The organism is Actinophytocola glycyrrhizae, assembly GCF_042653545.1.
GTDB classification, from domain to species: domain Bacteria; phylum Actinomycetota; class Actinomycetes; order Mycobacteriales; family Pseudonocardiaceae; genus Actinophytocola; species Actinophytocola glycyrrhizae.
The window spans coordinates 671985-685578 of sequence record NZ_JBHSIS010000006.1; the positions used below are offsets into that span (position 1 = coordinate 671985).

9 protein-coding genes are annotated in these 13594 nt (G+C 70.3%); 5 read left to right on the plus strand and 4 right to left on the minus strand.

What is annotated here, in order from left to right; genetic code table 11:
- Window positions 1–72: 72 nt before the first annotated feature.
- Window positions 73–2376: a helicase-associated domain-containing protein gene (locus ACFPCV_RS13890; protein WP_378056528.1), complete on the minus strand. Its 2304-nt coding sequence runs from the start codon at window positions 2374–2376 to the stop codon at window positions 73–75.
- A 103-nt stretch (window positions 2377–2479) separates the two neighbouring features.
- Between ACFPCV_RS13890 and ACFPCV_RS13895 the strand changes: the two genes are divergently transcribed.
- Both ACFPCV_RS13895 and ACFPCV_RS13900 read left to right on the plus strand, forming a co-directional pair.
- Complete coding sequence (locus tag ACFPCV_RS13895; protein ID WP_378056529.1) at window positions 2480–4399, plus strand: GmrSD restriction endonuclease domain-containing protein; 1920 nt, start codon at window positions 2480–2482, stop codon at window positions 4397–4399.
- 6 nt (window positions 4400–4405) lie between these two features.
- Window positions 4406–5062: a hypothetical protein gene (locus tag ACFPCV_RS13900; RefSeq protein WP_378056530.1), complete on the plus strand. Its 657-nt coding sequence runs from the start codon at window positions 4406–4408 to the stop codon at window positions 5060–5062.
- Between the two features lie 18 nt (window positions 5063–5080).
- Here ACFPCV_RS13900 and drmC read toward each other — a convergent pair whose 3' ends face one another.
- From drmC to drmA, 3 genes are read right to left on the minus strand one after another with little or no spacing between them, the layout of a single operon-like run.
- A complete protein-coding gene (gene drmC / locus ACFPCV_RS13905) occupies window positions 5081–5872 on the minus strand; it encodes a DISARM system phospholipase D-like protein DrmC (protein ID WP_378056531.1) in 792 nt (263 codons plus the stop codon).
- Complete coding sequence (gene drmB / locus ACFPCV_RS13910; protein WP_378056532.1) at window positions 5869–7707, minus strand: DrmB family protein; 1839 nt, start codon at window positions 7705–7707, stop codon at window positions 5869–5871. Before drmB ends, drmC begins: the two co-directional genes overlap by 4 nt.
- Window positions 7704–11219: a DISARM system helicase DrmA gene (drmA, locus tag ACFPCV_RS13915; RefSeq protein ID WP_378056533.1), complete on the minus strand. Its 3516-nt coding sequence runs from the start codon at window positions 11217–11219 to the stop codon at window positions 7704–7706. The genes drmB and drmA overlap by 4 nt, the downstream gene beginning before the upstream one ends.
- A 166-nt stretch (window positions 11220–11385) precedes the next feature.
- On the opposite strand from drmA, the gene ACFPCV_RS13920 reads away from it, so the two are divergent.
- From ACFPCV_RS13920 to ACFPCV_RS13930, 3 genes are read left to right on the plus strand one after another with little or no spacing between them, the layout of a single operon-like run.
- Window positions 11386–11763, plus strand: a complete 378-nt coding sequence (locus tag ACFPCV_RS13920; protein WP_378056534.1) for a hypothetical protein — start codon at window positions 11386–11388, stop codon at window positions 11761–11763.
- Window positions 11753–12382 (plus strand): DUF3558 domain-containing protein, encoded by a 630-nt coding sequence (locus ACFPCV_RS13925; protein ID WP_378056535.1) that lies wholly within the window; start codon window positions 11753–11755, stop codon window positions 12380–12382. Before ACFPCV_RS13920 ends, ACFPCV_RS13925 begins: the two co-directional genes overlap by 11 nt.
- Window positions 12382–13590: a hypothetical protein gene (locus ACFPCV_RS13930; protein ID WP_378056536.1), complete on the plus strand. Its 1209-nt coding sequence runs from the start codon at window positions 12382–12384 to the stop codon at window positions 13588–13590. The genes ACFPCV_RS13925 and ACFPCV_RS13930 overlap by 1 nt, the downstream gene beginning before the upstream one ends.
- Window positions 13591–13594 lie beyond the last annotated feature (4 nt).

Consider the following 13594-nt stretch of genomic DNA (forward strand, 5'->3'; position numbering starts at 1 on the left):
ACAGGGCACGCACTGGCAGCAGACGAAAGACGGGAAGCCACCCCGATGACGGTATCCAAGGCGCCGCCGGGGTCAGCGCGCGGGAGCCACCGACTCGATGTTGGCGACGGTGAACTCGCGGTCCGCGTCGCGCAGGTAGCAGAACGACTCCAGCCACCGGCCGTGGAGCTGGTGCGGCCGGATCTGTCGCACGGTGTGCCCGCCGTTCTTGTCGCGGTAGGTGATCAGCACGTCGTCCTGGTTGTCCACGGCATGACTCAGCAGAACCAGTTCCGCGTCGTCGAGGCGCGGGTTGAGCCGGGCGATCAGGTCGAAGGTACTGCTCGTCGGCGCGCCACGGTCGCCGCCGTCCGGGTCGGCGAACAGTCGCAGGGCCAGCTCCGCGGCGTCGACCACCGGCCTGGTGACGACGACGCCGGCCTCCTCGGCCCGGTGCTCCCCGCGGCGCTCGACGACCGTCGTGCCGTCGGCCTTCTCGCCGACCGGGGACAGCCCGGCCGCACGCAGCCGCTCGAGCACGTGGTCCAGCTCGTACGGGCTGGTCAGCACGGTGGGCGCGACCTGGCTGAGCCGGAGCTTCGCCAGTTCCCTGGTGTTGAGGATCTCGGTGGCGAGTGCCTCGTCGGCGACGACACAGGACCGCGTCGCCCGCACCCGCACCTGCCCGTGCCTGCGGGCGGCGTCGGTGACCAGGTACTCCAGCGGCTGCGGCACGGCACGGTCGGCGACGGCCGCCAGCTCGGCCAGCAGTTCGGCGGCCGTCCAGCCCGCGTCGAGGGCCGCGCGGACGCTGGCCGGGGTGAACCGCCAGATCGCGGCGTCGCCGCGAGCCTCGTTGACAGCGGCCGCGGCGAACAGCCGGGACACGGCCGCGGCGGGCTGACCCGTGACGACCGCGGTGAGGTCGGACTGGAGGATCACCGTGCATTCGGCTTCCGGCAGCAGGGGCACGCAGCGCCCGGCAGCGTCCGCGGCGACGTCGCCACCGGTCTCGATCGCGGCCAGCACCGCCTCGCCGAGGCCGGTCAGCCGGTCTCCCGCGACCACCCCGAGCAGTTCGGCCTCCCGGACCGTCGCGGCGATCTTCTCGTCGCGGGCTTCCGGCTCGTAGCCGTGCAGCGGGCAGAACCAGTCGATCTCGGCGCCGACACCACGCACCGAAAGCCCGGCGCGGGCCTCCCGCAGCATCGCCCGCCGCATGTCCCCGGCCATGGACATCAGCGGCAGCGGCGGCGGCAGCTCCCGGTCGCCGTCGATCTCCCGCATCATCGGTGCGTGCTCGGTTTCGTGCCACGCGATGGCGAGCAGGGCCCACTGCGCTCCGGGAGCGGCCTCCCGCCACGTCGCGTAGGCGCCGGTCGGGGCGTAGCCGCCGGCCACCTCGCCGAGCAGCCCGGCCTCGAACGCGACGTCGATCCACAGCACCAGCACGTCGTCGGGAATCCCGAGTTGTTTGGCGAGCCGACCGCGTTCCCGCGTCCCGACCCCACCTTTCTTCAACGCGGCGATCGGTTTGCGGCCCGCCTCGTCCAGGAGGGTCGACACCGCCCGCACCGCCTCCCTGGCAGCGGCGGCGGCCGCGGTGGGGGGCAACCCGGCCGCGGTGTCGATCACGGGCCGCCCGGTCAGGCGGATGTCGTGCTCCACCAGGCAGGCCGCGACCGCCACCTCCCTCGGCACCTCCGGCCGCCGGTTCGCCCGCAGCACGAGACCGGCCTCGACCAGCATTTCGGTCGGGTCGACCCGGCCGCGCGGAACACCGAACCCGAACATGATCCCGAAGTCGCCGAACCGCAACTCCTCCAGCCGCGCCCGCGCCGCCGCCGGAAGCCCGCGGATCACGTCCCCCAGCGACCGCGGATCGGCCATCACCTCGCCCAGCCGGGCGACCAGGTCGGCCTTTCGCAACCCGTCCGCCTCGACCCCCAGCGCCGACAGGCAGGCACGCAGTTCGTCGACGAGCGCCGTCCCGGCCAGTTTCACCACGGACCGCCCACCCCCGACCTCAGCGGTCCAGTGGTCCCGCAGAACCTCGGGCAGGTGCACGATCTCCCCGTCGGTCCAGGCCAGCCCGGCTCCACACAGGACGGCCACCTCGTCCCGCACGACCTGCTCGTCGGCCCCCAGCAGTCTCGCGACCGCGGGCACGGTCGCCGCCTCCCCGAGCACGGCCACCGCCTCCCCGACGACCGTCGTGTCCCGGCAGAGGATGAGCAACGCGGAACCGACGGACTCGACACCGCCGAGCCGCTGGGCCAACTGCCGGAACCCACGCGGCACCGGCTCACGCCGCACGTCGGGACGCGCGTCCAGCAACCGCACCAGCGCGTCCTTGTCCAGAGCAGACAGATAACGGGCGAACGACACGTCACTCATGCCTCGACATTGTGTCCCACCCACCACGCGGCTCGTCGCGCGCGGTAACGAATCGGCTGCGAACATCGACACCCGCCGGGACCGTTGTCGACGAGGACGAGGCATGAGTTTCCAGACCCCGCACTACTCCATCACGAACCTGCTCGAATGGGCCGCGTCGGGCCACCTCCAACTACCCGATTTCCAACGGTCCTACAAATGGGACGACGAGCGCATCCGGTCGCTGCTGGTGACGATCCTCCGCGGTCACCCCATGGGTGTCCTCATGGCACTGGAAGCGGGGGGTGACCAGGTCCGTTTCAAGCCGAAAGCCATCACCGGCGTCACCGCGGCGAGCCAGGACCCCGTCCTCCTTCTGCTGGACGGTCAGCAGCGCACCACGTCGCTTTTCCAGGCGCTCTCCGGTGACGGCGTGGTCGAGACCGAGGACGAGCGGAAGAAGAAACTCAGGCGGCGCTACTTCCTCGACATCGAGAAGTCGCTGGGCGACGCACGCGAGCAGGACGAATCGGTTCTGTCCGTCCCGGCGGACGGCAGGATCACCGAGAACTTCGGCAAGGATGTCGTGCTGGACCTGTCGACGAAGGAACGTCAGCAGGAACAGGGCATCATGCCGTTCGTCGAGTTGTTCCGGCCCGGTGGCGCGATGGGCTGGCTGCTGGGCTTCATGAACGCCAAGGGGCCGGACCACACCGCGGCGCGGGCCGAGCTGATGGCCCAGTTCAACGTCAAGGTGATCAGCGGGATCAACCAGTACCGGATCCCCGCGATCCTGCTGCCCGCGCAGACCAGCAAGGAAGCGGTGGCCACCGTTTTCGAGAAGGTCAACACCGGCGGGCTGCCACTGAACGTCTTCGAGCTGTTGACGGCCACGTTCGCCGGCGATGCCGCGTACTACGCCGAGCACGGCACCGACTTCCGGCTCGCCGAGGACTGGGATGCCACCGCCGCGGTCATCGGTCACCACCCGGTGCTCGCCGGATTCCAGAACACCGACTTCCTGCAGGCCGTGTCGGTGCTCGTGACACTGGCGAAGCGGCGGCGCGATCTGGCTGCGGGCAAACCGAAACCCACCGCCACCAGCGCGCGCAAGGAGGACATCCTCGCGATGGACCTCGCCGACTACCTTCCTTGGTCGAGCAAGCTGCGGGACGCGCTGCCCTGGGTCGCCCACTTCCTCAACGGTGAACACATCCACACGGCGCCCGACCTGCCCTACCGCGCTCAGGTGACCGCACTCGCGGTGATCCGGGTCCTGCTCGGTGACGACATCGACCTGTACGCCGTCCGCGCCCGCGTCCGCCAGTGGTTCTGGTGTGGCGTACTGGGCGAGCAGTACGGCGGCACGATCGAGACGAAGATCGCCCGCGACGCCGAGCAGACACCACCCTGGGCGATCGCGGCGAAGATCGGCGGTGCGGTCGCGGTGCCCGACACGGTGAACCGCGCCCAGTTCGCGGAGTCGCGGCTGCTCTCCCTGCGCACGAAGAACGCGGCCGCCTACAAGGGCGTGTACGCGCTGCTCATGTCGCAGGACAAGCCGTGCGTCGACTGGAAGTTCCACCAGGTCGTCGACAAGGCGTCGTACGAGAGCCTGAAGATCGACATTCATCACGTCTTCCCCAGGAAGTGGTGTCTGGACAACGGAATCGCCCCGTCGTACCGCGAGAGCATCATCAACAAGACACCGCTGGGGAAGAAGACCAACATCCAGCTCGGCGGCCTGTCCCCCAAGGACTACATGCGCAAACTCGACAGCAACGGACTGACCGCAGACCAGGTCGACGAAATCGTCCGAACCCATGCGATCGATCCCGCGACGTTGCGGTCAGGGGACTTCGACGGCTACTTCACCGCACGCCGGCATGCCCTCGTCGGACTGATCGTGGGCGCGATGGGCAAGCACGCCAACCGTGACTGGGACGGCGGGGACGAGCGCCCGGCGGAGGGCCCGGAGGCGTTCGAACCCGAACCCGACGACCACGAGGACGGCGTGTCGGCCGAGGGGGACGAGGAGGACTGATCCCCCATGACCAGACGAGACGAAGTCCTCACTCTGCTGTCCAGGAACCCGGACGGTCTCTGCGATGCCGAGCTGGCCCGGCTCACCGGAGCGTCCCACCAGACGATCAACCAGACGTGCAGGCAGCTCGCGGCCGAGGGCCTCATCCGTCGAGACGGTTTCGGTAGCCCGATCATGAACGTCGGCACCGGGAGCCGGCCGCCGACTCGACCGGCGGTCACGTCCCAGCGCCCTGACTGGTTCTGGGAGGGCAACGTTCAGGCCGCCATGGTTCGGCACCTGTCGGCCCAGGGCGCGGTCATACGGTCGGTGGCCGACACAGCCTCCAAGGCGCGTGGGACCGACATCGTCGCGTCGCTGGACGGTCGCGTCCTGCACGTCGAGGTCAAGGGCTGGCCGTCGGCCACGTACGCCGATTCACGCAGAGCCGACGAGGTGAAGAAAACTCCCCCCACGATGCAGGCCACGCACTGGTTCGCAGGCGCCGTGCTGAGCGCCCTCCGGTCGCGCGGCAGGCATCCCACCGATCGTGTGCTGATCGTGTTCCCCGACTTTCCGCGCTACCGGAACCTGTCCGACGAGACCGCCGCCACCCTGCGGACGATCGGCATCGAGACCTGGTTCGTCGAGGAGTCGGGAGCCGTGCACGTCCACACCGGATGACGTCGGCATCCCGTCCGGTCACCGTGGAACCCGGCCGAGGCAACGCGCGTGTTCCTTCATCAGCGACCGGAAATGCCGGTCGAGTCGACCCGCGGTGTCCACGTCCCGCAGCAGCACACCGACCTCGATGTTGTCCGCCATGCCGCGGTCGGTGAAGTTGGCGCTGCTGAGCAGCGCCACCGCCGCGTCGGCGACGAGCACCTTCGCGTGCAGCGCGGCCCCGCTCCTCCGCCGGTTCTCGACCGGCCAGTGCCACAGGGCGGCCCGGTCGGCAAGTGCGCTGAAGGCGCCCGAACCCGGGCCTCCGCGTAACCGGCCACCACTGTCCTCGGTGGTCTCGAGTACGAGATCCACTTCGACACCGCGGGCCACCGCGGCCTCAAGTTCGCGCACGACCTCGGCGACGCCGTGCGCGGCGAAGCTGACCAGCAGCACACGCTCGGTGGCGGCACGCACGATGTCGACCACGACGCTGCTGGTCAACCGGACCGCGACCGCCGACGTGGTCGGCCCGGTCACCACCAGACGAGGACGGTCCCGCTCGGCATCCTCGTGCACGGTCGCGGCGGCGGACAGTGCAAGCGACACAGCCGACCCGTGCAGTCCCGGCGCATGTCGGCGCCAGAGCGTCATCAGTTGTCCGGCTGCCGCCGTGACACCGGAGCCTGCGTGCGTGTCGATCAGTTCGGCTTCCACCGCGGAGTGCGGGCTTGGTGCGCCGTCCAGCACTGCACACCAGGAGCGCACCTGCCCCGAGGAAAGCCGTCCGGCCAGGACTGCCAGTTCCGCACCGAGCCGCTGGGTGTTCACCCGAAGAACCCGCAACCGGAGGTGGCGAGGGTGTCGACGAGCAACGCCCGGTCCAGATATTGGTTGCCGCGCTCGCACGAGGTCTCGGATGCGAAGAGGCAGGCATGACAGGCGGCGCCGTAGAGCCGTCCGTGCTCCCGGGGGTCTTGTTCGGCGCACAGGGGGTCGCTGCTGCACAGTCGCGCCGCTTCCAGCGCACGCTCGATCAACGCACCGAGGGTGTGCCTGCCGCCGAGTGACACGAGGCCGCCGAGCGTCCCTTCGCTGTCGGGGGCCGCCGTGTAGAGCAGGACACCGGCCATCGGTTCGGTACCGGAGCGGGCGTACACCCGCTCGCTGATGCCCGACGCGCTGTACCCGGACTCGAGGGCGAGCTCACGGATCAGCATGTGCGCGAAGGTGTGCAGGAGGACGTACCGCACCTCGGGCCAGTGTCCCGGCACCAGACGACGCTGTTCCCGCCACTGCTCGTGCGCGGGCAGGAGAACCCCTCGTACCCGCTGCGCGACCTCGGGCCTGCGCTCCCACTCGGCGATCCGAGTCTCGTCGAAACGCAGGAAGACACCCTCGCCGCGCATCTCCGCGCAGGGCACCCACGCGGGCGGGTGTTCGGACAGGCGCGCCCTGCGCGGGTCCTCGTCCACGGCCTCACCCCACTCCGGCGCGTCGATGCGGGTGAACCCGTAGAGGGCGGAGACCTCCCGCAACCGGGTGGCGAGCACCACCTGGTTGCACCACGCACCGGTGCCTGCCGGAACCTGTTCCCTGCGGGTGGAGAAGTCGGGCAGGTCGATGTCCCCGCCGTCGGCGAAGACACGCCATTCCGGGGTGCGGAGGTCATCGTCGTCGTCGGGCCGCGGTTCGGCCGAGTCGGCGTGTTTGCGGATCGCCGACCACACCTTGTCCTCGCCATAGGGCTCCAGCTCGGACCAGAAGAACTGGGTGCGCATCAGCATCTTGGCCATGTCCGGCTCCAGACCGGCGAGCAGCCGCAGCTGTTCCCAGAACTCGGCGACGAGCTGGTCGACCGGATCACTCGCGCGCGGCAGGCTGAACGCGCGCAACTGCATGGCGAACCAGCTGTTGGTGGCACCCAGCGCCAGGGTGCGGGTCTGGTTCTCGCACTCCTCGAACCGGCCGAGATGGGGGTGGCGGCCACGGCACAGCGGCAGACTGCGTTCGGCGGCGACACCGAACGCGTCGGACATCGGGCGTTCGCGCCCGCACTCGCACCGCACGTACACACTCGCGGCCTCACCGGTGGTGCTGGAGTCGGTGAGCCGCAGCGTGTGCTGGGAGTCCGGTTCGTCGCCCCGGTGCACGAAGTACTGCCAGGGGAAGTCGTCGAGGTGCCCGCTGTCGCACGCGATCACGAACCGCGCGGGCACGGCGGTGGGCCGGTTGCCGCCCTGCCCGCGGCAGGAGTGCACGTAGCGCACCTTGTCGGGCTGGAACGCGTGCCCCAGCAACGTGAACAGGTCCGAGTCGACCCGTGCGAGCCGGTTGCACCTGGTGTCGGAGCAACGCAGCCAACTGGGGAACACGCCGACGGGCACACCGGTTCTGGCCCATTCGGCGAACACGTCGGACGTCTCGGACAGGTGGGGAGGCTGGCGCAACGTCTCCACCTGCTGTCCCAGGCGGGCACGCACCGCCGTCAGCAGACGTTCCTCGACCACCTGTTCGGCGTGCTGGAGGTCCCAGTAGTCCAGACCCATCATCATGACCGACAGGTTCGGCAGGTCGGCCACCGAACCGACGCCGAAGGTGTGCAGCAACTGGTTGGGCCGCAGCGCGCCCACTCGGTGCCAGTTCCGGGTGGTGGGCGTGCTCATGCGTTGCTCCCGGAGTCATCCACGTCGGGGCGTCGGAACGGCGGATCGGTCCCGACGAGGTCCGCGCCGGGCAGGAGTTGCAACTGGATGCCCGGCTCCACCTCGCGCAGGGAGGTGGGACAGGTGAGCTGGCTCCACCTGCCCTCGTCCGGCCTGCGCAGCAGCCCCGCCACGTCGTCGGTGTTGCGTGGCCGGTCGTAGGCCAGCCGACGACCCGGCCGGAACCGCGCGGTCCGCCACATGTCGAGCCGGTTGTCCAGCTCGTCCTCCACCCTGCGCCGGACCCGGCGTTCGCCGTCCACGTCGGCCCGCCGGGTGAGGAACCGGACGACGTGGTCGGCCAGCTGGGAGTTGCGGTCGAAGTCCTGTGCGCGCAGGTTGCCGTTGTACGCCCGTTCCAGCTCACGGACCAGGGACACCAGCACGCCCATGAGGCCGCGGTCGATGGCACGGTCCGCGAACGGAGTCACCGACAACGCCTCCACGTTGCGGTAGACAGTGGCGTGGAAGTGCTCGAAGCGCTCGTAGTGCGACAGGTCGCGCGGCCGGGCCCAGTTCAGCACGGTGAACACCAGTCCGGGCGCCTGCCTGCCGACGCGGCTGCTGGCCTGGATGTACTCGGCGGTGGACTTGGGCTGGTTGGCGACCACCATGACACCGAGCCGTGAGACGTCCACGCCGACCGCGATCATGTTGGTGGCGAGCAACACGTCGATGGGTGGTCGTGCGCCGCGGACCCGTTTTCCGGTGAAGGTCACCGCGAGCTGGTCGAGGAGGGGCCGGATCTCGTCGGAGGAGCGGCGCGAGGTCAGCTCGACCTGGATCGGGTCGTACCTGCGGGCCAGGCCGCGCCGGTCCGCCCTGGTGAGACGGGTGCTCACGTCGTCCTCGACGAGCCTGCGCATGCCGCCGAGGTCCCGGAGGCTGTTGAAGTAGCCGACCAGGGTCATGTACGGGTCGGTGACCTCGTTGTGGCCGTACCGCTCGTGCAGGCGTTGCGCGGCACCGAGGACCGACACGTAGACCCGGATCAGGGTCGACTTGATGCGGATGCCGTGTGCGCAGATGCCGACGTACCTGCGGCCCGGCTTCTTGTCGGTCGGTCGCTGACGCGCGAAGTAGTTGTCGTTCACCGTGAGACCGGGCGGCGGGAACACCTCGGTGCGCCGGTGGAACAGGGCGCGGATCTGGCGGCCCGCCCGGCGCACGGTGGCGGTGGAGGCGATCACCTTGGGCCGCACGAACCGCCCGTCGGGCAGTTCGAAGGAGGCGAGCCGGTCCACGGCCGTCTCGTAGAGGCCGACGAGTGAGCCGAGCGGCCCCGAGATCAGGTGCAGCTCGTCCTGGATGATCAGGTCGGGTGGCCGGCTGGGCTGGGTGCCGACGGTGCGGGCGGCCGGAGCCCCGCCGACGGCGGGGTGGGTGCCGCGCTCCCAGTCGGCGTGCTCGATGTCCTCGCTGAGCAGCCCATGTCGTTCGCACCGGGTGGTGGCGCGACCGAACAGGTTCGCGGTCTCGCCTTTCCACGCCAGTTGGGCGAACTTGTCGACCGTGCCGATGAGCAGCGACGGTGGATGTCGGTAGATCTCCTCGTCGACCACCAGCACGGGCAGCCCACGGTTCTCCGGGTCGCTCGGCCCGGCGATGACGCCGAACGGGCAGAACGCGTCGGGGCAGATCACGTAGGTCCGCCGGTACACCCGCAGGTCGACCTCGATGTCCCGGCCCTTTTCGATCGACGTCCCGCACCACGGGCAGGTGGTGAGCTGGTGCGGGGAGCCCTGCCCACGGGACGGCCGCCCGGTGGAGCGCCGTACCTCGGTCAGCCAGTCGGCGGCGTCGTCGGTGCGGTTGGGTGTGACCCGGCCACCGACCCAGAGCCCGAGCCGGAACGGGGTGGTCCCCCAGGTCGGCTCGTCGGCGCGCCGCAGCACCTCGGTGGCGCAGATCAGGGTGGCCGCACGCTCGAACTGCTGGATGGTGAGCAGTCGCAGCGTGTACCGCATGAGCACGGCCAGACCGGTGTCCGTACGCAGTTCACCGTGCATGGGTTGGAGTCGGCGCACGGCCAGGGTGAACGCGGTCAGTCCGAGGTAGGCCTCCGTCTTGCCGCCACCGGTCGGGAACCACAGGAGGTCGGCGATGGCCTGGTCCGGGTCGTCCGCGCGTTCCGGGTGGCTCGGGTCGGCCAGCGACGGCAGGTTCAGCAGGACGAACGCGAGCTGGAAAGGTCGCCACCGGTGGTTGTCGGGGGTGTCCAGCTCCCGCGCCACGTCGTCGAGCAGCCGGGTGGGGTCGGCGCGCCGGTCCGCGGCGACCATGCTGTGGACGCGCTGCATGGCCATCGCCCGGTTCGCGAATCCGAACGCACGACGCGCGGCCGGGTCGGCGCCCAGCAGAGCGACACCGGCGGCGATCCGGTCGGCCGCGTGCCGGGCGGCGTCCAGTGACTCGGTGACCTGGCGGGCATGGTCGCCGAGAAGGGCGTCCGGCCGGGCCGCCTCCTCGGCGCGGGCCGCGATCCAGTTCCGGTATCCGTCCACGAGCGGGTTCAGCGCGGCGAGCAGCGAGTCGGGTTCGCCCTCCGCGAGCCGACCCAGCTCGGCCATGTCGAGTTCGACGTCGGCCAGCTCGGGCAGGTCCTCGTCGTCGCGTGGGTTGGGCACGTCGGTCGCGGGGATCTCGTACTCGGGCACGGTCGCGGTGCTCACCCGGTACGCGGCACGCGACGTGTCGGTGCGGCGAGTCACCCGCACCGCCGTCCCGTGTCCGACCGCGATCTCCGGGTGGAACCGGTAGGCCATGGCGAGGCGCCGGTACTCGGCCTTGTCGACCTCGTCGCCGCCGGAGGGCTGGTCGGGTCGCGGGAGGAACACGTCGGCCTCGCCGGGCGCCGACGCGGACAGCTCCACCTGGAAGATCCAGCTGCCCGCGCCGCGCCCCTGCGGCCGGGCCTGCTGGTTGGCGAGGAACAGCGTCACGAGCCAGTCACCGTTGTGCGCCCGCACCCGGCCGCGCACCACGACCTCGGGAAGTCTGGCGTCCACGGACCGCGCCTGAACCGTGCCCTCGGTGAGCGGGACGGTGACGGTGCCTCCCATCGGAATTCGCCGCCACACCCGGTCCGGACCGGACCCCTCGGTCTCGGCGGTGACCCGCTTGTAGCTCGCCCACTTCGCGGTCACGAGCAGTTCGGTCGTCGCGCGCGAGACTGTCGTGGTGCACCCGATCGAGGAGAGCGCGAGGCTGGAGGTGTTGGGAGCACTCGGCTCACGGTCGCCCTCCGTCAGATCGCCCGCGTCGGCGTCGGCGAGGTCGTCCTGGGTGTCCGGCTCGACCGTCTCACCGCGCGGCGCGAGCCGTCCCAGCGGATACCGGTCCAGCGGGTCCTCGTTGCCGAACTCCTCGTGCTCGCCGCCCAGCGGCCCGTGCAGGTCGTTCAGCACAAGCTGCTGCAGCTCGTCCCGGATGGCCGCCGGGTCGGGTACGGCGAGCACGGTCTGTCGGGTCATGGCTCGTACCGTAGCCACCCGCACCGACAGATTTCGTGCTGTCCTCCGGTCGGGTGAGGACCACCAAAACGGTCACGACCACGTACGTTCCGTCGTACTCTCGGTGCGCGGAGTGTTGGCATGGAAACGGACAGTAGGGTCAGACCGGCGGCCTGGGGAGGTTGCGGTGGCGGATGCACTGGGCAATGCCGGATACGTAGTCACCGGCAGCGGCGGCGGCGGCGCGAACGGCGACTACGTCTTCGCCGACCTCGCGGAACTGGGTGCGCTCATCACGGAATGGGCCGCGATCCGCGACACCATCGAGACAGACGGACTGAATCTCCTGTTGGCACGCCAGCAGATCTTTTCCCCGGCCGACGACGACATGAGCAAGGGACAGGCCGAGGCGCTGGTCGAGTCACTGGTCAAGGCGAGGACCCACAACAAGGCCATGTTCGACTATGCCAATGCCTATGTCGAGAAGTTGACTGCCGCTCGGGAGCAGTACGCCGCCGACGAAGAGTTGAACGTCGCACGGATGCGGGGTGTCGATGAGGGTTGATGTTCTGCGACGGGCTCGTTGGCTGGTGGTGAGTGTGTTGCTGGCCGGGACCGCATGCACCACGCAAGCGGACGGGACTCCGACCCCCGGGCCCACGTCCGCCCCCTCAGAAACCACCACCAAACCGAGCGAGGACCCAGCAGATGGCGCGCCTCGGGTGGCCGATCCGCTCGACGCGACTCGGTTCCTCACCGAGCCGTGCACGGTACTCAGCCAGACTCAACTCGCCACCTTCGACGTCAGCCGTCCAGGCATTCCCACGACAACGGGAGCTATCGCGGAGAATGTGGGACCGTTCTGTGCTTGGCATGCCGCGACGGAACTGGCGAGCTTGATCGGTGTGGGTTTCCTGACCGGCAACGAGAGCGGACTGTCCGACACCTACCGAGGACGAGACCAGTTCGACTACTTCATCCCGACCACCGTGAACGGCTATCCGGCGGTGTTCGCCGACGATCCTGACCAACGTGACTCGGGAACCTGCAACATCACCGTGGGGATATCCGACACTCTGGCAATCAGCGTGTCCGAGCAGGGTTTGCTGGACGCGCAGGGCTCCTGTGACCGGGCGAAGCAGGTGGCGGCTGCCGCGTTGACGACGTTGAAGGAGGCCGGCTGATGTTCTGGGGGTACAGCGGGCGCGAGGTCTACGACAACTTCCACGACGGCCGGGGTTCGGACGGGCTGATCGGTGGCGCGGCGATCGTGAACGAGGTCGCAGGCTCCTACCGGGAGCGGGCGGAACAGATCCACCGGTTGGCGGCCCGGATGGAGTCGGCCTGGCAGGGCAGCGCGTCCGGGGCCGCGCTGCGGGGCGTGGGGCCGTTGCTCGTCGAGCACGAGCTGTCCGGCATGTCGCTGGTCACCGCGCAGGATCTGACGAACCGGCAGGCTGGGTCGTTCGGCGACGCGAAGAACGCCGTGGTGCCGGTGCCGCCGAGGCCGGAGCCGATGAACCCGATGGCGATGCTGGTCTCGCCCGCCGCGATCGTGGACCTCGAGCGGCAGGTGGACGACTACAACACGGCCGCTCAGCACAACGTGGACGTGATGAACCGCTACACCGGCGCCTCCGACCACAACACCACGAACCTTCCTTCCGACTACGGCACGTTGACCGGCGACCAGTCCGGGATCTCGGTCGACCCGGGCCCGACGACCATCGACTCGGCCGACTTCGGCGACTCCACCGACTCCGCCGACGGCAGCGGCGGCCCGTCGGGAGGCGGTGACCGTGGGCCGGGCGGGCCGGGCGGGACCGGGCCGGGGCCCGTGGCCGGTGGGCCGTCCTCCGGTGGCGCCTCAGCGCCGGACGGCGGACCGGCGGGGACAACCCCTGGCGCGGGCGCGACGGTCCCCGGCTCGTTCACGCCGACCCCGTCGAGTCCCGGGTCGGTTCCCGGTCCGTCGCCGGTGTCACCGACGGACCCCGGCACCGGCCGCGTGCCGGGCGGACTCGCTCCGGTCTCCGGCCTGGTCGCCGGGGTCGGTCCCGGCGGCGAGCCCGGCGCTGGACGCGGTGGTGGGGTGGGCGGTCAGCCGCGCGGCGGGGTCGCCGGGCCCCGCGGTGGGGTGCTCGGCGGTCCGGGCGTCGGGGCGCTCGCCGCCGAGGAGGCCGCGGCGCGGCGTGCGGCGGCCGTGGCGGCGGCGCGCGGCGGCGGGCCGGGTGCCATGGGTGGCGCGCCGGTGGGTGCGGGGCGCGGCAAGGGCGACGAGGACGAGGAGCACACGCGCAAGGTGATCCTGGAGGCCGACGCGGAAAGCGTCTTCGGCAGCGACGTGTTGACCGCGCCCCAGGTGATCGGCGACGACGAGTACGAGGACTGACGTG